At 60.3% G+C, this 18,997-nt stretch carries 29 protein-coding genes and 2 pseudogenes; 12 read left to right on the plus strand and 19 right to left on the minus strand.

Features of this window, described 5'->3' with window-relative positions:
- The first annotated feature begins 14 nt into the window (after positions 1 to 14).
- Together ACIP21_RS21125 and ACIP21_RS21130 are read left to right on the plus strand one after the other, a co-directional pair.
- Positions 15 to 251, plus strand: coding sequence for a hypothetical protein (locus tag ACIP21_RS21125; RefSeq protein ID WP_400691592.1), 237 nt, complete (start codon positions 15 to 17; stop codon positions 249 to 251).
- Between the two features lie 304 nt (positions 252 to 555).
- Positions 556 to 1,215 (plus strand): hypothetical protein, encoded by a 660-nt coding sequence (locus ACIP21_RS21130; protein ID WP_400691594.1) that lies wholly within the window; start codon positions 556 to 558, stop codon positions 1,213 to 1,215.
- A 166-nt stretch (positions 1,216 to 1,381) separates the two neighbouring features.
- On the opposite strand, the gene trbK is transcribed toward ACIP21_RS21130, so the two are convergent.
- Together trbK and ACIP21_RS21140 are read right to left on the minus strand one after the other, a co-directional pair.
- Positions 1,382 to 1,627: an entry exclusion lipoprotein TrbK gene (gene trbK / locus ACIP21_RS21135; protein WP_400691597.1), complete on the minus strand. Its 246-nt coding sequence runs from the start codon at positions 1,625 to 1,627 to the stop codon at positions 1,382 to 1,384.
- Complete coding sequence (locus ACIP21_RS21140; RefSeq protein WP_400691599.1) at positions 1,624 to 1,797, minus strand: hypothetical protein; 174 nt, start codon at positions 1,795 to 1,797, stop codon at positions 1,624 to 1,626. The genes trbK and ACIP21_RS21140 overlap by 4 nt, the downstream gene beginning before the upstream one ends.
- Before the next feature lie 116 nt (positions 1,798 to 1,913).
- On the opposite strand from ACIP21_RS21140, the pseudogene ACIP21_RS21145 reads away from it, so the two are divergent.
- Positions 1,914 to 2,261 (plus strand): annotated as a pseudogene (locus ACIP21_RS21145) (site-specific integrase); the annotation flags it as partial.
- A gap of 216 nt (positions 2,262 to 2,477) precedes the next feature.
- Here the strand turns inward: ACIP21_RS21145 and ACIP21_RS21150 are convergent.
- Positions 2,478 to 2,765: a hypothetical protein gene (locus ACIP21_RS21150; protein WP_400691602.1), complete on the minus strand. Its 288-nt coding sequence runs from the start codon at positions 2,763 to 2,765 to the stop codon at positions 2,478 to 2,480.
- Positions 2,762 to 3,055: a hypothetical protein gene (locus tag ACIP21_RS21155; RefSeq protein ID WP_400691605.1), complete on the minus strand. Its 294-nt coding sequence runs from the start codon at positions 3,053 to 3,055 to the stop codon at positions 2,762 to 2,764. Before ACIP21_RS21155 ends, ACIP21_RS21150 begins: the two co-directional genes overlap by 4 nt.
- A gap of 134 nt (positions 3,056 to 3,189) precedes the next feature.
- On the opposite strand from ACIP21_RS21155, the gene ACIP21_RS21160 reads away from it, so the two are divergent.
- Positions 3,190 to 3,462 carry a hypothetical protein gene (locus ACIP21_RS21160; RefSeq protein WP_400691608.1) on the plus strand — a complete coding sequence of 91 codons (273 nt, stop codon included), beginning with the start codon at positions 3,190 to 3,192 and terminating at the stop codon, positions 3,460 to 3,462.
- 21 nt (positions 3,463 to 3,483) lie between these two features.
- On the opposite strand, the gene ACIP21_RS21165 is transcribed toward ACIP21_RS21160, so the two are convergent.
- From ACIP21_RS21165 to ACIP21_RS21175, 3 genes are all read right to left on the minus strand, one after another.
- Positions 3,484 to 3,672: a hypothetical protein gene (locus tag ACIP21_RS21165; protein ID WP_400691611.1), complete on the minus strand. Its 189-nt coding sequence runs from the start codon at positions 3,670 to 3,672 to the stop codon at positions 3,484 to 3,486.
- Positions 3,673 to 3,824: 152 nt separating this feature from the next.
- Positions 3,825 to 4,187 carry a hypothetical protein gene (locus ACIP21_RS21170; RefSeq protein WP_400691614.1) on the minus strand — a complete coding sequence of 121 codons (363 nt, stop codon included), beginning with the start codon at positions 4,185 to 4,187 and terminating at the stop codon, positions 3,825 to 3,827.
- Positions 4,184 to 4,810 (minus strand): glycoside hydrolase family 19 protein, encoded by a 627-nt coding sequence (locus ACIP21_RS21175; protein WP_400691617.1) that lies wholly within the window; start codon positions 4,808 to 4,810, stop codon positions 4,184 to 4,186. Before ACIP21_RS21175 ends, ACIP21_RS21170 begins: the two co-directional genes overlap by 4 nt.
- Positions 4,811 to 4,899: 89 nt before the next feature.
- Here ACIP21_RS21175 and ACIP21_RS21180 point away from each other — a divergent pair, with 89 nt between their 5' ends.
- Positions 4,900 to 5,223 (plus strand): YceK/YidQ family lipoprotein, encoded by a 324-nt coding sequence (locus ACIP21_RS21180; protein WP_400691620.1) that lies wholly within the window; start codon positions 4,900 to 4,902, stop codon positions 5,221 to 5,223.
- Positions 5,224 to 5,248: 25 nt separating this feature from the next.
- On the opposite strand, the gene ACIP21_RS21185 is transcribed toward ACIP21_RS21180, so the two are convergent.
- Positions 5,249 to 5,599: a tail fiber assembly protein gene (locus ACIP21_RS21185; RefSeq protein ID WP_400691623.1), complete on the minus strand. Its 351-nt coding sequence runs from the start codon at positions 5,597 to 5,599 to the stop codon at positions 5,249 to 5,251.
- Between the two features lie 630 nt (positions 5,600 to 6,229).
- Between ACIP21_RS21185 and ACIP21_RS21190 the strand changes: the two genes are divergently transcribed.
- Positions 6,230 to 7,086 (plus strand): IS5 family transposase gene (locus ACIP21_RS21190; protein WP_400691625.1). Its coding sequence is split into 2 segments (ribosomal slippage): positions 6,230 to 6,568 and positions 6,571 to 7,086, totalling 855 coding nucleotides; the frame shifts between segments, so codons are not numbered across the junction.
- Here the strand turns inward: ACIP21_RS21190 and ACIP21_RS21195 are convergent.
- The 5 genes and pseudogenes from ACIP21_RS21195 to ACIP21_RS21215 all read right to left on the minus strand — a co-directional run bounded on the left by ACIP21_RS21195 (position 7,033) and on the right by ACIP21_RS21215 (position 9,203).
- Positions 7,033 to 7,521: a pyocin knob domain-containing protein gene (locus ACIP21_RS21195; RefSeq protein WP_400691628.1), complete on the minus strand. Its 489-nt coding sequence runs from the start codon at positions 7,519 to 7,521 to the stop codon at positions 7,033 to 7,035. The two genes, ACIP21_RS21190 and ACIP21_RS21195, sit on opposite strands and share 54 nt — an antisense overlap.
- Before the next feature lie 11 nt (positions 7,522 to 7,532).
- Positions 7,533 to 8,222 (minus strand): hypothetical protein, encoded by a 690-nt coding sequence (locus ACIP21_RS21200; RefSeq protein ID WP_400691630.1) that lies wholly within the window; start codon positions 8,220 to 8,222, stop codon positions 7,533 to 7,535.
- A gap of 17 nt (positions 8,223 to 8,239) precedes the next feature.
- Positions 8,240 to 8,491 carry a hypothetical protein gene (locus ACIP21_RS21205; protein ID WP_400691686.1) on the minus strand — a complete coding sequence of 84 codons (252 nt, stop codon included), beginning with the start codon at positions 8,489 to 8,491 and terminating at the stop codon, positions 8,240 to 8,242.
- 8 nt (positions 8,492 to 8,499) lie between these two features.
- Positions 8,500 to 8,574 (minus strand): annotated as a pseudogene (locus ACIP21_RS21210) (DUF2280 domain-containing protein); the annotation flags it as partial.
- A 32-nt stretch (positions 8,575 to 8,606) separates the two neighbouring features.
- Positions 8,607 to 9,203, minus strand: a complete 597-nt coding sequence (locus ACIP21_RS21215; RefSeq protein WP_400691678.1) for a putative metallopeptidase — start codon at positions 9,201 to 9,203, stop codon at positions 8,607 to 8,609.
- An 82-nt stretch (positions 9,204 to 9,285) separates the two neighbouring features.
- On the opposite strand from ACIP21_RS21215, the gene ACIP21_RS21220 reads away from it, so the two are divergent.
- Positions 9,286 to 9,615 (plus strand): hypothetical protein, encoded by a 330-nt coding sequence (locus ACIP21_RS21220; protein WP_400691633.1) that lies wholly within the window; start codon positions 9,286 to 9,288, stop codon positions 9,613 to 9,615.
- A 128-nt stretch (positions 9,616 to 9,743) separates the two neighbouring features.
- On the opposite strand, the gene ACIP21_RS21225 is transcribed toward ACIP21_RS21220, so the two are convergent.
- The 3 genes from ACIP21_RS21225 to ACIP21_RS21235 form a co-directional block, all read right to left on the minus strand.
- Entirely contained in the window at positions 9,744 to 9,968 is a 225-nt protein-coding gene (locus tag ACIP21_RS21225) for a hypothetical protein (protein ID WP_400691635.1), read from the minus strand.
- Positions 9,969 to 10,031: 63 nt separating this feature from the next.
- A complete protein-coding gene (locus ACIP21_RS21230) occupies positions 10,032 to 10,382 on the minus strand; it encodes a hypothetical protein (protein WP_400691681.1) in 351 nt (116 codons plus the stop codon).
- A complete protein-coding gene (locus ACIP21_RS21235; protein ID WP_400691638.1) occupies positions 10,319 to 10,963 on the minus strand; it encodes a hypothetical protein in 645 nt (214 codons plus the stop codon). Before ACIP21_RS21235 ends, ACIP21_RS21230 begins: the two co-directional genes overlap by 64 nt.
- A gap of 284 nt (positions 10,964 to 11,247) precedes the next feature.
- Between ACIP21_RS21235 and ACIP21_RS21240 the strand changes: the two genes are divergently transcribed.
- Positions 11,248 to 11,730 (plus strand): class I SAM-dependent methyltransferase, encoded by a 483-nt coding sequence (locus ACIP21_RS21240; RefSeq protein ID WP_400691641.1) that lies wholly within the window; start codon positions 11,248 to 11,250, stop codon positions 11,728 to 11,730.
- A 43-nt stretch (positions 11,731 to 11,773) separates the two neighbouring features.
- Here ACIP21_RS21240 and ACIP21_RS21245 read toward each other — a convergent pair whose 3' ends face one another.
- Entirely contained in the window at positions 11,774 to 12,277 is a 504-nt protein-coding gene (locus ACIP21_RS21245; RefSeq protein ID WP_400691644.1) for a hypothetical protein, read from the minus strand.
- A gap of 98 nt (positions 12,278 to 12,375) precedes the next feature.
- Between ACIP21_RS21245 and ACIP21_RS21250 the strand changes: the two genes are divergently transcribed.
- From ACIP21_RS21250 to ACIP21_RS21265, 4 genes are all read left to right on the plus strand, one after another.
- The gene (locus ACIP21_RS21250; protein WP_400691688.1) at positions 12,376 to 12,750 is read left to right on the plus strand and encodes a hypothetical protein; all 375 of its coding nucleotides are present in this window, start codon (positions 12,376 to 12,378) and stop codon (positions 12,748 to 12,750) included.
- Positions 12,651 to 13,805 (plus strand): tyrosine-type recombinase/integrase, encoded by a 1,155-nt coding sequence (locus tag ACIP21_RS21255; RefSeq protein ID WP_400691683.1) that lies wholly within the window; start codon positions 12,651 to 12,653, stop codon positions 13,803 to 13,805. Before ACIP21_RS21250 ends, ACIP21_RS21255 begins: the two co-directional genes overlap by 100 nt.
- Before the next feature lie 32 nt (positions 13,806 to 13,837).
- A complete protein-coding gene (locus tag ACIP21_RS21260) occupies positions 13,838 to 15,424 on the plus strand; it encodes an ABC-F family ATPase (protein WP_400691647.1) in 1,587 nt (528 codons plus the stop codon).
- 252 nt (positions 15,425 to 15,676) lie between these two features.
- A complete protein-coding gene (locus tag ACIP21_RS21265) occupies positions 15,677 to 16,870 on the plus strand; it encodes an MFS transporter (protein ID WP_400691650.1) in 1,194 nt (397 codons plus the stop codon).
- Here ACIP21_RS21265 and ACIP21_RS21270 read toward each other — a convergent pair.
- Together ACIP21_RS21270 and ACIP21_RS21275 are read right to left on the minus strand one after the other, a co-directional pair.
- Positions 16,832 to 17,878 (minus strand): alpha/beta hydrolase family protein, encoded by a 1,047-nt coding sequence (locus ACIP21_RS21270; protein WP_400691652.1) that lies wholly within the window; start codon positions 17,876 to 17,878, stop codon positions 16,832 to 16,834. The two genes, ACIP21_RS21265 and ACIP21_RS21270, sit on opposite strands and share 39 nt — an antisense overlap.
- Positions 17,879 to 18,011: 133 nt before the next feature.
- Positions 18,012 to 18,623 (minus strand): FMN-dependent NADH-azoreductase, encoded by a 612-nt coding sequence (locus ACIP21_RS21275; protein ID WP_400691655.1) that lies wholly within the window; start codon positions 18,621 to 18,623, stop codon positions 18,012 to 18,014.
- Between the last annotated feature and the right edge of the window lie 374 nt (positions 18,624 to 18,997).

Below are 18,997 nucleotides of genomic sequence, written 5' to 3' on the forward strand. Positions count from 1 at the left end.
TCGGTGAACGCGTCATGACCATTCGCAGCCTGGCAAGAAACCTGCCGCCTGACCCAGACCGCGAGGGCTGGGTATTGGGATGGGGCGTGCTACGCGACCGCCATCCCTGGCATTTCGTCGACGTCTACGCCGACCAGCAGACCGCCAAGGCCGAGGCGCAACGTCGCGGTGACGGCTACGTGGTGGAGTACGGCTCGCATCGCCTTGGCTCGAAGGAGTTCATCTGCGGGGTGAGCGCGCCGGAAGGTTGACGTTCAACCTTCGATTGTCCCCCGCATAAGGGGCCACACCCGCCCAGGACTGGGTCAGGCGATGGCCTGCAAAAAGGCAAAAACAGCCATGACATCCACCGCCAGCACCGCGGCAACCACGTAGCCCATGAAGTAGAGATCTTTCTGAGTCATGACTGCGTCCCCCGAATGGTGAGTGTTACAGGTACACAGCAATTCCCGTTCCAAGACCCACGGCGTGGCACGCTTCCCGGCAGCGGCGTCCGAGCAACTCAATAAATAGACAAAGCTATTTTTGCTTAGCCATTCCTCAGAGGTGCTCCAGATGACTGCCACGAAGAAGATCCAAAACGCTGCCTGGTTGATCTCCCCGGCTTGGATTCTGATGACGACAGTCGCGATGGCAGCAGAGAGCCCTGCCCAGGGCAGTCCCTTCTCGCCCACCACGCTCAAGGACTGGGTAACCGTCATCAGCACGCTGGTCACATTGGCCTTGGCAATATGGGGTATCTGGAGCGGTTTGAGGTCAGCCCGAAATGCGATCCAGGAGAAGCGCAAAGAACACCGTCAGAAGCAGCTTGCCGCTGCACGTGACATGATGAAGGAAATTTTCACAGACCCACTCGCCCGCGCTGCGATGCAAATGATGGACTGGTCAGGTCGAACCTTCACTCATCAAGGCCAAACCTACGTCGTTCACTGGGGTGAACTGAAGCCTGCGCTTGCCGTTCATGGGAAGGGAACGGTGTTCAGCAAGAAGCAGGAATTCATTCGTGACTGCTTTGAGGCTTTATTCGATCACTTGCTGGTGCTTGAGCACTTCCTTCAGCAGGACTACCTGCACGAAGCCGACATTGCGGTGCCCTTGCAGTACTACGCTGAATGCATCATGGCCCATTCCGACACCTACAACGGGTTCCTGCAGGCTTATGGGTATACGGAAGCATATGTACTGATACAACGCATTGCGGTGAGTAAAAAATAGTGGCCGTGGCCACCAAACCGAACGGGTCGCCAGCCGAATAGAGAAGATTTTCAACAGGCCCTGGCCAAGCAGTTCCCGATTGCCACCTGACCCTTCGGCGCTGCCCGCCAGCGCCTTCCCCCCAAACGAAAACGCCGCCGGAGTTAGGCGGCGTCGGGGAGAGAACTTACCAAGAGGTGAGTTTCTTTGGCAATTCATCTGGCCCGATCGACTTCTTGGAGAAGCCGCCGCCGGAGTGCTCCTGCCGGGAGCATTCATCGATCAGATTTTTCTGCTTCACGTCGTCAGGCAGCTTTTCCCAATATTCAGGAGAGCAATGCTCGTCAGAAACGGAGTAGTCGAACTCTTCTTTACAGCCGGCCAGGCCTAGAGCGAGTGCAGCAGCGAAGATTGCGGCGAGGCATTGCTTCATGGCTTGAACCCCTCGCTCTTGCTGCGATCGGTAGGGCCACCCATGTCCCAGAAGTCTTTCGACTTCTGCTCTGCGATCTTGGCTTCTTTCTCATCCGCTGACTCGAAGCAGCCACCAAGCGACAGAGCGGTGACAGCTACAAGGATTGCTCCAATGATGGTGCGTTGCATGAGGTTCCTTCCTGTGAAATGGCCGGGCGTTATAGCAAACATCCCCACCCCCCGCAAAACATGGCACTGAGCCACCAGCCAGCGCCTTCCCCTATTCAACGATAACGCCTCGCCGGCGAGGGCGGCTTGGGAAGAGATCGGTAACCGAGACGCCGTATGTGTTCCCGCCGTCGAAGAACAGCGAGTACGTGAAGCAGACGTCCGATCTGCACAAACAGTGGGTGCCGGTGCTGAATGAATTGGGGATCAGGCGTCGCCCCCCATACAACTGCCGTCACACCTATGCGACGATATGCTTAATGTCCGGCCTCAACCCCGCATTTATCGCCCAACAGCTGGGTCACAGCGTGCAGATGCTGCTGTCGACGTATGCCCGTTGGCTCAACTCAAGCTCCGACTGGAGCGAGCTGGAAAAACTCAAGATTGGTATCAAATCGGTATCAGCTGAAAATCCAGCGTCGTAAGTTACTGATAGGTAAGCCCTTTGATCTCCACCGCCAACATCACCATGCGATTATTCTCGCGGTTTTGAGCGGTGTAGGGTGCAGTATTTCCGGGGGTTTCAGCCTCTCCACAACGCACCAAAACGCATCCATTGGCCCAAAAATTGGCCCAAGATTCCCCCCTCCTTCGGCGTCCTGTCGAGCGCTTCCCTTCTCCCAAATATACCCCGCCGTTGACTACTTCTTTCCCGGCCGCAGGATCTCGTGCACGTAATGGTTCGGCTCTGGCTCGGTGTACTTGAACAGGCCGATCGCGTACCACTCTTCGTGTTCGGTCAAGCCGTACAGCCGCGCCGACTCGACAAACTCAAGCATCTCGCAAAGCTGATCGGCATCCACCTCTCGGCGACGGTGCGCGGCCATTGCCATCTCGCTCAGGACCGCCGACCGGCCATCTGGGTCGGTGGCCAAGGCAAATTCGTCATTGAGTTCATCGAGCCAGGCTCTCGGCAATTCGCTCATCATTCTGCCCTGCACCACCAGGACTGGGCGTACAGCGCGCCGTCGACCTCTTCAACCCCGTTGATGTAGATGCCGAGCTGAGCCATGCCATTGACCTTGGCGTCGTGCATACGTGGGATGACGTCCGGCCCAGGCGTCGGGTTGAACACCCAGGCCTGGGTGGCCACCCGACCCAGCGGCTCACTGTGGTGATCACCGATGTGGATGTCGGCGCGCAGGGGATGAATTTTCCCGAGCTGCTTCGTAGGAATGGCCACGCCATTCACGCGGCGGCGGACGAGGAGGAAATACATGCGACACCGATACTGTATAGAAACACAGTATCGTATATAGGCGGCGGATCGTGGGCAAATGCTGATGAGTGGCGCCCCTTGAGCGCAAAACCGGCTACATTTGACGAACATCATCAAAACTAGGGGGGGCGCCAATGTCGTTACCGGTCACGTATCACCTTGAGGTCTACCAAGACTCCTTCCTGAATGATCCTATTTGGAGCGTCAAGGCGAGCACTCCTTTCCCCGCCTTATCAAAAGGGGACTCCTTCGACCACAGGGCCTTGAACGAGGCGACGTGGAGCTATTTTCCAGAGAAAGGTCAAGAATTTGTGATCGCCAAGATCAGGCATATTTTCTGGGACTTGAAAAGCGAGCTTGGCCACAAGCTGATGGTCATTCTGAAGGCTGTGGACATTCAGAATTAGAATCTTGGCGGAGTCTAGCTTTCACCATTGACAGGCTTTTAAAGCCACGACCAGAAGTTTCTCGTAACCGATACGCTGCCGACGCTCAGCCAGCAGCGCCCGCACCTTCATCTCCAGGCTGTCGGTCTTGCGCAGGCCGGCAGCCGCCCAGGGCGGTACGGCCACATCCGGCGCGCGACATGGCACCTGCACTGGCACCTCGACGCGCATGTACTGCACTTGTGGCTCGGCCCGGCTGGCACAACCCAGTAGGGCCAGGGCCAGAACGATCCCGCTCCCACAGGCAAAGCCACGGGTTAGGCGGTATGCAGCCCGAAAGGCACCGCCCTCGCTCCTACAGGTTTTCGAGTTCACCCCCAGCGTCATAACTCAATCTCCTTGTCGATTATCGAGGTCACGGCTGCGCACTGGTCACCCCCTGTGCGCTCCTGCTGCAGCCGGTTCGCCGCGGCGTAGTCGAGATCCGCACTGGCCTTGGCCTCGCTCACCGCGTGCTCGGCGGCGGCCTGGCGGGCCTGCGCGGCCAGTACCAGATCGCCCAGGGCCTTGCCCTGCTCCTGCGCCAAGCCGGCCAGGTTGTCGCGGGCGGCCCTACAGCTGGCCACCTGATCCTGCTCGGCGTCGAGCAGCGGGCGGAAATGCCAGCTGGTGGCCCAGGCGCCCAACAGAATGCCCATCAGAATCAGCAGGCCGGCGCCGAGGCCGCGCAACGCCCAGGACGTCATGCCAGCACCTTCAGCGCCAGGTCGTACAGCGCCTTGCGCTCAGCTGCGCCATGCGGCACCCGGCCAGGCTGGCCGGTGTTGATGACGCTGCCGATATCCTGGATGCGGCCAGCGTCGGCCAGCTCGTTCAGGCCGCGCTTCGCCCACCACCAGGCGGCAGACTGGGCAGCGTGTTCAGCCTGCTCGAGCAATCCCGGCTCGCTCTCGAGTGGCAGGCCCAGGCCGGTAGCGGCCTCCCGGTAGTTGCTGCGGCCGGTGATCTGGAGCAGCCCGCGCCCGCGGTACCGCCAGCCATCACCGCCGGCCTCCGGCCCATTGCCCATGCGCCCGCCGTACACCTTGTTGGCGATCTTCTCCGGCTGCCGAGCGTACGCGCTGGCGTTCTGCGAAGTGAATCGGGTTGGCCAGGTGCGCACCAGGGCGTCGGCGCTGTAGTTCAAGTTCTCCACCAGGTTGCGCAGCTGACCGGACTCGTGGCCGATCTGAGCCAGGAACGCGGCCTGGCGGATGCGGCTGTCGATCTTCCAGCGGGCCATGGCCCGGTTCAGCGCTGGCACGAAGACGCCGACAACTGGACGGGCGTTGGGCATGATCTGCAGCAGCTGCAGCTCGGTGAGAGGCATGTGGTTATCTCCAGGCAAAAAGAAACCCGCTCGAAGCGGGCATAGAAAGAGGTGCGCTATGATCTGGCCATCACAGAGGGAGTGGCCTGATGAAAAATCTATGGATGGGAATGGCGCTTGCCAGTGTGCTGAGCGGCTGCGGAACCGTGCGGACGGTGTCGGACGAATCCAAGGCAGTTGACGACTTGGCGAAATGGCAGACTGACTGCTTCACCATCACGCGCGCTTACAGCGGCGTTGCCTATCAGTTCTGCAATCTGAATGGCCCGCAAAGAAAGGGGGCGCACTGGGCACCTTTCCCGATCTTGGTAGACATGGGTGCATCGGCTATTGCTGACACGCTTATCCTTCCGTACACCGGCTATCAGCAGTACAAGCGCGGCAACGTTCCCATCAGAAGGCTGGAATACTGACGCCTCGCCTAAGTCTGTGGAGTCCTCAGGCCGGCGGCGTGGGCCACTCGATTTCAGCTGGGTATCCTACTTGGTCAGGTACTTCGCTCAGGTCTACTCGGTAGTTCCTCCACGCCAGCAACAGGTCCTTCTTGGCCTGGTCAGCGCGCCCCAGATCGACGGCATCTTGCAACGGAGCGATGGCAGAGTCGGCCGCTGCCCGCAGGTGGGTGGCCTCTAGCAGGGCCAAACCCGCGTAATCCACGGGCGGATTGAGCAGTTGCTCAGTTTCCTCCGGCGTTAATGGCCTCATGCTGTCCGTGATGAGAAAATCTTGGGATCCATCATCCTCAAAGGCATAAATCTGTCCATCTTCTTCATTCTTAAAATACTTCATTAGCGTAACTCCTTCCATGCCGGAGCTATCACAGAGCCACCGCCGTTATTATTCACCTGATAAGTAGCGCCTGGAGGGATCAATGCAAAGGCCGCCATTACCGTGCCGGTTCCACCGCCACTCGACCCGTAAATGTCTTGATTGTTGACCCTTACGGTGAGCCATTGCCCAGGGGATGTGTACTGGGCCGCTACGTTGATCGCGATGGTCCTGCCAGTCGTATTTGTATAAACGACGCCTATCGAGCGTTGCGCGGCAACATCCGCCCATACTTGGCCGACACCCATTGCAGTGTGCTCGGTCCATGTAGCCTCCCAAACCCCGCCTAGTTTTTTACGGAACCCCCAGGCAGGAGATGTGACCGAATATGCAACCTGAATACATTCGGCATCGCTACGCCCGAAGACAATCATTGCCCCATAGACTAATACGTCGTTGAAAAAGTTAGGCCGATTGATCGTCGCAGCGTCAATCCCGTAGATCCCTGTCGCAGTAGAGTTATTGCAGTTAGTCGACCAAAGGGCGCCGGGTAGACCTAGGCTCTGTACGAAATCCCGAGAAACCCAATCGCCGCGCCTCGAGAGCTGAGATTTTGTAGAGTGCCCGCCATCTACGGAAAGGAATTCTGTGATGGCAAAGCGTTACGAACTCTCGGACGAGGCCTGGGATGTGGTCTCCGATCTTTTCATCGAAACACATGGCCGGGGCCGGCCGCGCCTGAGCGACCGCCTGATGCTCGATGGCGTACTCTGGGTGCTCTGCTCGGGTGCTGCGTGGCGAGATATGCCAGATCGATTTGGCCCGTGGTCAACGGTGTATCAACGGTTCCGAGGTTGGCGAAACCAGGGGACATTCGATCAGATGCTCAGACGCTTGCAGCTCAGGCTGAATGAAAAGGGCCTGATTGATCTGCAAACCTGGATGATCGATTCGACCGCAGTACGTGCAACCCGAGCCTCATCTGGCGCTCGGAAAAAAGGGGGCCTGACGAACCTGCCGATCACGCTTTAGGTCGCAGTCGCGGTGGCCTGACCACCAAAATTCACATGCTCTGCGACGCCAATGGAACACCGTTGCGCTTCCTTCTCTCTGGCGGTCAAGCCAGTGATATCAGCTACGCCCAGCCTCTCTTGGACGAAGTCAGAGTTCCTTCAAGCCAACGTGGTCGCCCGCGCAAACGCTGTAAATGGCTGCTGGCCGACAAGGGCTACGACGCCGAAGCGCTACGCCGCTACTGCGATCAATATCGAATGCAGCCCGTCATCCCGCTGCGCTCAATGAAGCGCAAACCCAAGCCTGGCTTACCCAGGCTGTTCGATCGGCCTAAATACCGACAGCGCAACATCATCGAGCGCATGTTTGGCTGGCTGAAAGAGAACCGCAGGATCGTGACACGCTTCGACAAGCTCGCGAAAAGTTATGCCGCCATGGTCTCACTGGCTTGTTCCATGCGGTGTTTGCGACATCTCTTTTCGTACAGAGCCTAAGCCAAAATCGCCTACCTTGATCACGCGGCCGAGGGTCGCGTCGGTAGCTGTGGTGGTAAGGTTCGCGGCGGCAGCAGTGCCCAGCACGCGCCAGGCCGTCCACGCTCCCGCAGCAAAACCGAAAATCCTCTCCGCAGAAGTCCCGGTAACCACATCGGTTGCCCGCTGAACGATGTCTCCGGCCGGAGTGGTGGCCACGAACAACAGCGGCTTGGTGATTCCGGGTGGAAGGCTGGAGGCGGTGCCCGTCAGGGCCGAGTACCACCCAGGAGCGATTGCATCATCCAGATTGGTCACAGCTCGTTGAACTGGACCAGAAAAACCGAAGTCATCCAAGTTTTTGAAGTTGGTGTTTATCCGCGTGAATGCCGTGCGCGGATCATCCCCATCTTGGCCCAGCGGTGGCGTGCCAAGTCTGACTTGATCAAGTGGCATATTTTACCTTTTCAGTAGTTGGTGACATCGGCAATTAAAGAGCCGCCACCGGTGTAATACCGGTCATAAGACGGGGGAGTTGGCGGAACGGGGACGTACCACGGAGCTTCAAGCGCCATGTACGGATACAGCCCTGTCAGCGTCACCCCGTCCGACCTGCAATATAAGAAGTACGTGTACCAGGCGTGCCGGTAAAACGGAATCTCGCCCGAAGAAGACGGGACATAATCTGCAGTCCATCGACCCATGTATTGCGGAAAGCAGATCGCGTACTTCTTCCCTGCTGGTTGGGAGTAACTTCCTGAACCGGTGAAGGCCGGTATCACACCGGTCACTTTGCAGAACTTCGAGGCTGCGTCGAATACCAATTCCCCGCCAGCATTCCAGATCTGCAAGCCGAACAGCGAGGCCGCCGGCGGCTGTTTGCGGAAAACGAACACCTCGATTACCACGCCCAAGGCTTTGGTGACGACAATGCAGCGGTTATTTCCGTTGGTCTCGATGCGCCGCATCATGAAGCCGAATTCGCTCGTGCTATGGACGAACACGAGATCCTGCGGCGACGAAACGAAGAACTGCACGCCGCGCACATACGTGCCATCAAACGGGATGTTGTCTGCCGAAGTCAGTGATTGCTTACTGACCATGGCGAAGTTCACCCAGGTATCATCGATCTGCACGAGACCGTCGGGCGTGAACACTTGGAGCCCTGCAGGCATCAGAACACCCCCACGGTAATGTACGAGGGTGACTGCGCCTTGTTCGCCTCAAACGTCCAGCTGATGGTCTCGCCGTCCTGGTTGAGCGAGATGGCCGGTGCGAACATCGCCATGGCCGCCGGGTCGGTGGAAACCGGAGTGACCACGTAGAACGGGGCACCAGAGCTGAGCCCGGGAACCGATGCCGAACCAGACGAAGCGCCCGTGTAGATGGTGCCAAGCATCTTGGCCAGGCGATCGGTGATGTCCACCACCAGGTTACCTGGGTAGGCGTATCGAAGCAGGCCAGCGCCTGCACGATGTAGGCTTTGACCTCGCTTCGTAGTGCTGCCATATGGTTGCCATCCGTCAAACCCCGTCAGGGAATCAGGCCAACTTGAGCAGACAGGTTCCGCAGGCCCTCGAAATGTTGATCTTGGCCACCTCAGGCGGCCGGCTAGCAGCGTCGATCAGCTGCTGTACGTCGTTGCTGGCTCCGTAGCGCCTCACCACACCGACGAACTCTTCTACGTCGTGGCCGCGCAGGTAGAGCTTGGGCAGCCCCTCCTGGGTGAACTTGGGGGCACCGTACTCATCGGTCGCTTGGGCGATGTGGTAAAGCTCGTGTTCGACCAGGGCGCAGAACTCGGCGTCGGTGCACTGGGCGCAGTAGTCGGCAGCCAAGGTGATGAGATAGGCCGGCTCTTCGCCGAACCACTCCCGCATCTGCTGCTCTTGTCGAGCCTTCTGCCATCCACCCGCACGGAAGATCAGCTGCTCAGCCTGACCGAGAACCACCCGCCCCTGTTTGGCGAACCCGGTCGATGCCCAGAGCACACCGATGTTGGCGTGGATCAGGTGGGCATGCTCAGGATTATGAATGCTGCCAGTGTCGGCGAGAATCTCGCGCGAGATCCACTCCCACACCTCCGGCGCTGGTCGAAGCGTAAGCCATAACGACTCGACTTGGTCAGCCGCCGGCACCGGTCGCCGCGATTCAATCAGGACTTGATTCTGCACTTATCAACCCCATTTCAAAGACGCCAACCAAGAGGATGCACAGGACATGATTGACTTTAACAACCAGCCAGGCCAAGCAGCGACTCAGCTTGCGGCCTCTTTGCTACTTCTCGCCAACCGTGACAAGGCAAGCGAGACCGCCATCAGCTTTGCCCGAGCTCACAAGGAAGGGGCCGTTACGTTTCTTGCGGAGAATGGTTATCTGCTGAATCAACTGGAGCAAGTGCACGTCAATCGGGATCCAAGAGATTTTCTAACCCTACTGGGCCCGATTACTGACTTGAAAATTCCGCACCCAGATCCAACAAAAACGCTCTTCGTTACCCGCGAAATGGCCATCGAAGCTTGCTGGAAACTTTACGAAGTGCACATCTAGCCCTACAGGATCAGTCGGAGGAACCGACCGATGCGGACGGAAAGCTCCCCGGGCTGGAAGGCTCGCTTGAACGCCTCCCAGTCGGGTTGCTTGGTACTTAAATGACGCCCCTCAACAGAGATGAAGGATCAGACCGACATCCCCATCGAATCTTCGAGTTCCTGTTTTCTCGGGTTGAGCGCACGTTTCAGTTCGATGTCCATTATGTGCTTAACATGTGCGAAGGCTTCTTCGATATCGATGAAGTGCCTGACTACGCCATTCACTACCACCTCCCATACGGCTAAGATTTCAGCTTTATGGTACTGCTTTGGTTTATCGGCTCCCACAAGAACCCTCACGGAGACAGCCATTCTTACCCCTCAAACTGGATTGTCCGAGGATGGTATCAGACTCTCTATTCGGCTGGCTGCCGGTCAATGCCCCCCCGACGCACCCTCTCCATCTAATGCACCGGATTGGAGTGATGATGGGGAGACCCGATTGAGAGCCTCATCAGCCTTGTCTGCTGCCTGGGTCGCAGTGGTCGCAGCCTTCGACGCCTTGGTCGCGGCGCTCTCGGCCTTACTGGTCAGCTCGTCCAGGCGCTTGTCGCGCTCGGCCATGGCCGCGTCGTAGGCTTCCCGGATCTGGGTTACCTGGTTGGCCTGGGCTGAGGTCATAGACCAGTAGGCCGACTGCCAGCCCAGCACCGCCCCGCCAGCTACCAGCAGCGCGGCGATGATCCAGACCTCTGCGGGGTGAACTGGCCGCCGTCCTTGGTCCAGTCAGTCGAAACGGTCCATGCAGCCAGGGCATTGGCCATCAGGTCGAACAGGTCAGCGCCGACCTTGATCTTCGCCCAAGCCTTCTTGGCGTCGGCCTTGCTCACCTTGCGGGGATAGATCTTCCAGAAGCGCTCGAAGTCGACCAGCTCGCTTTGGCGAGCGTCGGTACTTACTCCATTCAATCCTTGCTTACCTTCAATACTTACTAGTGTCGGATTTGCCGGATACGGCTGAGCCGGAAGCGGTTCAACCGGATACGGCAAATCCGGAAGCGGTGTTTCCGACACGACGTAATGGGTCTCGCCCAGCAAGCCGGACTTGCCACGGTCCTGGCGGCGCTCTACGTATCCAGCGGCGATCAGCTCTTGCAGCAGGCCGTACACGCCGTCACGACCGGTCGGTTTTGAGGACTTGGCAGTCTCGTTGCGCAGGTGAGTGACGGACACGGCCCAGTGGTCCGGTTTGCCCAGCAGGAAGACCAGCAGGCCACGGGCAGCCCAGCTCAGGCGCCCGTCCTCGCTGATCGACTTGTTGAGCATGTAGAAGTTGGCTTCAGGCCGAGGCGCACGGATGATGCTCATGACATCACCTCGAAGTGAAACTGGTGCTGCTTGTCGAACCCCAGCACAGGAAATGCCCCCGCATCCCTTAGGTAGATCAGCTGGGAATGGCCGAAAACGGCGATTCCAGTGACTTTCTTAGCTGTGAGGTACATGCGGTAGTGGTCGAGTGTCTTCGTGCCCTTAGCACGAAGACATCCTGGCAAAGGATGCCCTGGACAAGGCAGTAGACACCGGCATGGAGGAGACGCAGTCATGATCCTGCCCCTGATGTACATGGCCTACCTGGTATGGAAGGCGCCGCGATGAGCGCTGTGGCCAAAGTGCTCGATCCCTGCAGCTCCAGCCGCATGATGTGGTTCGACAAGGAAGACCAGCGCGCCCTGTTCGGCGACATCCGCGACGAGGAACACCTGCTCTGCGACGGCCGAGTGCTGAAGGTTGAACCCGATGTGCTGATGGACTTCCGGAACCTGCCATTCGAAGACTCCACCTTCCGCCTGGTGGTATTCGACCCTCCTCACCTGACCCGGGCCGGTGTGGACAGTTGGATGCGAGCCAAATACGGAGTCCTCACCAGCGACTGGCGGGAGGACATCCGCCAAGGCTTCGCCGAGTGCTTCCGCGTACTCGAGCCTGAGGGAATCCTGATCTTCAAGTGGAACGAAACGCAGGTGCTGGTAAGCGACCTGCTGGCCCTGACCGATGAAAAGCCCCTGTTTGGCCACAAGTCCGGCAAGCGCGAAAAGACGCACTGGATCACCTTCATGAAACGCCCAGCAGCCTAACCCCTCCCCCTACAACTCAAGCCAGCCGACATGCGCGGGCGAGTCATGGCCTCGCTGATGCTTTCAAGTAAGTCAGGGCGTCGCTGAATCGCTGAGCTCGGTCCAGGCTGCCGGTCCGGATTGAGCCGAGTTCCCGGCCATCTGCTCCCCGGATGATCACCGTGAAACGGCTAGACCTGCCACGCTTTTGATAAATGGAGATGTCGTCGATAGAACTCAGATAGATGCGTCTGCTGGCGTCCCTGGTCACGCTCCGGCTGCTGCCAGCTGCGATAGCGCCCGTGCCAAGGGGAGCCGCGGATGCAAATCCAGTAGCCTCCGAGATAACCCCGTCAGACAAGATGATTACTCTATCGGTGATCAGCACCGACTGTGGTCGGAACTTCTTTCCATAGTCCTCGAAAAATGACTGCTCGACAAAGTCAGCAGCCTGCTGACGGTCACTGAATTGCGCAGCGGACGGTGCATAGCTCAAGCGTTGGCTACCGCAGCCAGACATCGCAACGGCCAGCAGGATCGCTGCACACCATTTGATTCCATTCGACATGTGGCCCCCTGGCTCTGGAAACGGAAGCCGGAGATTACCCGCGCGCCAATGGATTATCCATAGCCCAACCTGCCGCCACCGGCGGCGTGGAGACCTCGATGCATTCAAAAAGGAAAAAGCCAGGCGATGAACACGCCGGGCAAGAACAGGCCGTTGCCCAGGAAATGGACAAGGTGACGGAAGAAAAGATGGCCGACCTGCTGGGTATTACGCTGCGCGCCCTTCAAACCAGGCGCCAGCGCGGGAAGATCCCCGAGGGCGTCTGGAACAAGAACGGTCGCAACATCATGTACAGCAGATGGAGATATGAGGAATGGCTAGAAAGCCTGTGGGTCTGCCCCCTGGAATTGAAATCCGAGGAGACTCGCTCCGAATCCGTTTCACTTGGAACGGTGAGCGTCGCGGGGAAACCGTCGCACATCCTCCGACAGCGCAGGGTATCAAAGCAGCCAGCCGTCTACGTGATCAAGTAGTCAACCTGATCCGGCACAGCCTGCTCGATGATGAGAAGTACGCAGAGCTCTTTCCGGGCTCGGAAGCAGCCCGACAGGCTGCCGACGCCATGCCGAGCCTCGGCGCCTACACCCAGATGTGGCTGGACAGCCGGGACATCGTCCTAGGCACCAGAAACAACTACAAGAGCATCTTCAACATGTACTGGATGCCATACCTGGGCCAGCGCCGGCTCGACCTGATCACCCCTACCATGCTTCGCGGGGTGATCTCGCAAATCCAATGGACCTCGGTCGGCGTGAAGCGCAATGCGATCATCAAGCTCTCGAGCGTGTTCAAGACGGCGGTGTTCGATGGTTTGATCACCAAGAATCCTACCGCCTCGCTCGACAAGCCACGGCCTGTGAAGAAGGTTGTCGATCCGTACACCCGGACGGAGGCCGAGACAATCATCTCGCACCTCTATGCCACGCTTCGCAAGTACTCCCAAATCTACGCGGCGTTCTTCGAGTTCTGCTTCTTCAGCGGCGTCCGGCCTGGCGAAGCAATGGGCCTGAAGTGGGAGGATGTCGACCTGGACCAGCGATCGGCAACGATTCGCCGGGGCATCGTCAATCGGGCGCCCGAGGAGCGCACGAAGACCAAGCATCACCGGGTGGTACTGCTCAACGAACGCGCGCTCAACGCCATCACCCAGGCCCAGCGGATGGCGACTCTTCGACGCATGGCATCCAAATCGGCCCACCCAGTGAGCCCTTTTGTATTCCAACCGAGCAAAGGTGGGCTGTGGATCAACGAGCCAAGTGTTACAATCCGCCACTTCAAATCAGCGCTCAAGGCGCTGAGCATCCGTGAACGCCGTCAGTACGACACCCGCCACACCTACGCAACCATGTGCCTCATGTCTGGGATAAACCCTGCGTTTATCGCGAACCAGCTCGGCCACAGCGTGGAGATGTTGCTTTCTACCTACGCGAAATGGATCAGCTCCTCCTCGGATTGGAGGGAGCTGGAGAAGCTGCCGCCCCGAGTCGAATTGGCCCACAATTGGCCCAAAACGGACGAGAGGGCCTAAATACACCTCTGGAACCCCCGCAGGACAAGCACTTGATTTCTACCGCCAACATCACCATGCAGTTCGGCTCCAAGCCGCTGTTCGAAAACGTCTCGGTCAAATTCAACAACGGCAACCGCTACGGCCTGATCGGCGCCAACGGTTGCGGCAAGTCGACCTTCATGAAGATCCTCGGCGGCGACCTGGAGCCGTCCGGTGGCCAGGTCATGCTCGAGCCGAACACCCGCCTGGGTAAACTGCGCCAGGACCAGTTCGCCTACGAGGAATTCACCGTGATCGACACGGTGATCATGGGCCACGGCCAGCTGTGGAAGGTCAAGGCCGAGCGCGACCGCATCTACTCCCTGCCGGAAATGACCGAGGAAGACGGCATGGCCGTCGCCGAGCTGGAAACCGAATTCGCCGAGATGGACGGCTACACCGCCGAATCGCGCGCCGGTGAGCTGCTGCTGGGCCTGGGTATTCCGCTGGAACAGCACTTCGGCCCGATGAGCGAAGTGGCGCCGGGCTGGAAGCTGCGTGTGCTGCTGGCCCAGGCGCTGTTCTCGGACCCGGACGTGCTGCTGCTCGACGAGCCGACCAACCACCTGGACATCAACACCATCCGCTGGCTGGAAACGATCCTCACGGCGCGTAACAGCACCATGATCATCATTTCCCACGACCGTCACTTCCTCAACAGCGTGTGCACGCACATGGCCGACCTGGACTACGGCGAGCTGCGCCTGTTCCCGGGCAACTACGACGAGTACATGACCGCCGCCACCCAGTCGCGCGAGCAGCTGCTGTCGGACAACGCCAAGAAGAAAGCCCAGATCGCCGAGCTGCAGACCTTCGTCAGCCGCTTCTCGGCCAACGCCTCCAAGGCCAAGCAGGCCACCTCGCGGGCCAAGCAGATCGACAAGATCCAGCTGGCCGAGGTCAAGCCGTCGAGCCGGGTGAGCCCGTTCATCCGCTTCGAGCAGACCAAGAAGCTGCACCGCCAGGCGGTGGTAGTCGAGAAAATGGCCAAGGCCTTCGACGACAAGGTGCTGTTCAAGAACTTCGACATCACCGTGGAAGCCGGCGAGCGCGTCGCGATCATCGGCCCCAACGGCATCGGCAAGACCACCCTGCTGCGCACCCTGGTCGGCGAGATGACTCCGGATGCCGGCGCGGTGAAGTGGACCGACAGCGCCGAAGTGGGCTACTACGCCCAGGACCACGCCCACGATTTCGAAGAAGACCTGACCCTGTTCGACTGGATGGGCCAGTGGACCAGCGGCGAGCAGATTATCCGCGGCACCCTGGGGCGCATGCTGTTCTCCAACGACGAGATCCTCAAGTCGGTGAAGGTGATCTCCGGTGGTGAGCAAGGCCGCATGCTGTTCGGCAAGCTGATCCTGCAGAAGCCCAACGTGCTGGTGATGGACGAACCGACCAACCACCTGGACATGGAATCGATCGAGGCGCTGAACCTGGCCCTGGAAAACTACCCAGGCACCCTGCTGTTCGTCAGCCATGACCGTGAGTTCGTGTCGTCGCTGGCTACCCGCATCATCGAGCTGAGCGCCGATGGGGTGGTTGACTTCAGCGGGACCTATGACGACTACCTGCGCAGCCAGGGTGTCGTGGTCTGAAGTGACTGAACGCTGGCCTGGTTGCCTCGTGGCGCCTGGGCCGGCCTCTTCGCGGGTAAACCCGCTCCCACAGGTATGGCGCAGCCTTCAGGCTTGGTGATATCCCTGTGGGAGCGGGTTCACCCGCGAAGAATCCACCACCAATCCCACAGACTGATACTGCCCGACGAATAATTCGTTAGCCTGCTTTCATTTCCCACCGACACCGTCCATCATTAGGTCACGCCCAACCGCCCACCCGCGAACGAGCCCATGACCGCGCAGCAACCCGCCCCCGCCAGCAGCACCTTCCACATCACCCTGCAGATCCTGTCGATCGTCTTCTACACCTTCATCGCCTTTCTCTGCATCGGCCTGCCGATCGCGGTACTGCCCAGCTACGTGCACGACCAGCTTGGCTTCGGCGCGGTGATCGCCGGGGTGACCATCGGCCTGCAATACCTTGCCACCCTGCTCAGCCGCCCCTATGCCGGGCGCGTGGCCGACACCCTGGGCGGCAAGCAGGCCATTCGCCTTGGCCTGCTGGGCATCGCCGGCTGCGGGGTGCTGACGCTGCTGTCGGCCTGGTCGCTGCAAGTGCCGTTGCTGAGCCTGGCCTTGTTGCTCGGTGGCCGGGTGCTGCTGGGGTTGGCCCAAGGGCTGATCGGTGTTGCCACCCTGAGCTGGGGCATCAGCCAGGTCGGGCCTGAACACACTGCCCGGGTGATCTCCTGGAACGGCATTGCTTCCTACGGTGCCATCGCCATTGGCGCGCCGGTCGGCGTGCTGGCGGTGGCCGGGCTGGGCTTCGGCGTGCTGGGCCCTGCACTGCTGGTATTGGCCCTGGTGGCCTTGCTGGTGCTGCGCAAGCGCCCGGACGTGGTGGTGACCCGCGGGGAGCGGCTGCCCTTCTGGGCGGCGTTCAGCCGGGTCGCGCCGTGCGGGCTGGGGCTGACCCTGGCCTCGATTGGCTACGGCACGCTGACCACTTTCGTTACCCTTTATTACCTGGAGCGCGGCTGGGTTGGCGCGGCCTGGTGCCTGAGCGCCTTCGGGCTGTGCTTCATCATTTCGCGGCTGCTGTTCGTCAACGCGGTCAACCGCTTTGGCGGCTACAACGTGGCGGTGGCGTGCATGGCCACCGAAGTGCTCGGCCTCGGCCTGTTGTGGCTGGCACCCGCGCCGGCCTGGGCGCTGCTCGGCGCTGGCCTGACCGGTTTTGGCCTGTCACTGGTGTACCCGGCGCTGGGCGTCGAAGCGATCAAGCAGGTGCCGAGCAGCAGCCGCGGCGCGGGCCTGGGGGCCTATGCGGTGTTCTTCGACATGGCGCTGGCCGTTGCCGGCCCGCTGATGGGCGCCGTGGCGGTACACAAAGGTTATGCGTCGATCTTCTGTGTCGCGGCCCTGCTCGCCTTGACCGGGGTTGGCCTAACGTTGCTGCTGGCGCGGCGCAGCCGTCGCGGCTGAACGCTCGGCATGTGCCGGGCCGCCAAGGGCCTGGCTGAAGAACGCGGCGGTATCGCGCTGCAGCGAATGATGGATATGGCGGCGATCGACGCCATCGGCGTCCTTGCACAACGCGGGCATGCGCGCGAGCTGCTCCGCGTCGCAGCGGGCCATGAACACGAAGTGCCCGGCCCCGGCCAGCAGCCGATAGTCCGGAGTGATCGGCAGCTTGCGCGCCAGTTCTTCGGCATTGCGGTCCACGGCCACCAGCTGGTCGCGGTCGCCGCTGTAGATCAATGCGGGGATGTTCACGCCAGCCAGGGCATGGCGGCCGAACATCAGGCTCAGCGGCGCCATCAGCATCACCGCGCCCACCCGTGGGTCGGCCTTGGGCGCCAGCTCGCTACGGTCAGCAATCAATACGCCATGGGTCTTGCAGGCATCGCCATCGGTGGGACGCTCCAGACAGTAGCGGCGCAGGCGATCAAGATCCGGCTGGGCGCCTGAAAGGATCAGCGCGGTTTCGCCTCCCGCCGAATAACCGATCACGCCGACCTTGCCGTCATTCAGGTAGGGGCCCAGCAGCGCGTCTTCACGGGTGGCGGTAATCGCCTCGCTGACCTGCAACGGGCGGCCATAGAGATTGCTGAGGGTGCCAAGGCGGCTGTGGTCGCGGGCGTTGTCCCCGGGGTGCACCACCGCCACCACCACGAACCCCCGACGCGCCAGGGAAGTGGCCAGGTAATGCAGGGCCAGCGGGCTGCCGGTATTGCCGTGGGACAGCACCAGCAGCGGGAACTGCCCCAACGCCACGGGGGCCTCTTCGGCAACCTCGAGCGGGTAACCATCGATGCGCACGCTGTGCGGCGTGCCATTGGCGGGGTAGAACGCCATGGCCTGCATCGGCCGGGCATCGACCGGGTCGTCGAGGGTCATCTGGTGCAGGCCTGCCACCCAAGGCGACGCTTCGGCCTGGCCAAGCAGGCCGCCGAGCAGGAGCAGTGCCAGCAAGCAGCGGGGAGTGTTCATCGGCTGGCCATTGCGCACGTCAGCAGGATAGCGTTCAGCATAGGGCCAGCGCGGCCTGCGGCAGATGAAAACTGGATGAAAAAAAACCGGCAGTCACCCGAAGGCGACAGCCGGTTCTTCATGCCGAAGCCGATCAGGCGGCGGCGAACAGCTCGTTGGCGATCTGCGCCTGGGCGGCGTCGATGGCCTGGGTGCGCTGTTCCGGGCCGTAGGCCAGGCCGTGGGCGCGGACGATTTCCAGGTCGGTGATACCGATGAAGCCGAGGAACACCTTGAGGAAGTCTTCGTGGCCTACACCGCTCGGCTGACCAGCGTGCTGGCCGCCAGCGGTGGACACCAGCACCACTTTCTTGTCACCGCACAGGCCTTCCGGGCCGGCTTCGGTGTAGCGGAAGGTCTGGCCGGCGACGGCGACGCGGTCGATCCAGGCCTTGAGCTGGGTCGGCACGCTGAAGTTGTACATCGGCGCGCCGATCACCACGGCGTCGGCCGCCAGGAATTCGGCGAGGGTCTCGGCGCTCAGCTTGGCTTCGAAGGCCTGGGCAGCGTCACGGGCTTCTTCCGGGGTGCCGGCGGCAACCAGGGTGGCGGCGGAGAAGTGGGCGATGGCGTCCACGGCCAGGTCGCGGTAGACCACTTCGATGCTCGGGTCGGCGGCCTTCCAGGCCTCGACCACTTCGCGGCTCAGCTGGCGGGAGGCGGAATTGTCGCCCAGGATGCTCGAATCGATGTGCAACAGTTTCATGGGACTCTCCTGTGAATGAAGACCGCGGCGTTGGGCGATCACGATGGGGAGAATCCTACCGGGATGCCGAATGGCTGAAAAGTCATGGAAAATGCGTTAGTTTGTCCCACGGGTGGAACAGTGAGACATTCCCATGCAAGACCTCAACGTTTTGTGGGGAATGCCAGTTTAGGGGAGGAAAAGGTCAAAATGCTCAGCCCTTCTCTTCCCTAGGCTCTGTACGAAATCCCGAGAAACCTAATTGTCGATCCTCCAGCGCTGAGATTTTGTAGAGTCACACGCCATTAACGGAAAGGAATTCTGTGATGGCAAGGCGCTACGAACTCACGGACGAGGCCTGGGATGTGGTCTCCGATCTCTTCATCGAAACCCAT

This window comes from Pseudomonas sp. NPDC089401 (genome assembly GCF_044749485.1).
In the GTDB taxonomy this organism is placed as follows: domain Bacteria; phylum Pseudomonadota; class Gammaproteobacteria; order Pseudomonadales; family Pseudomonadaceae; genus Aquipseudomonas.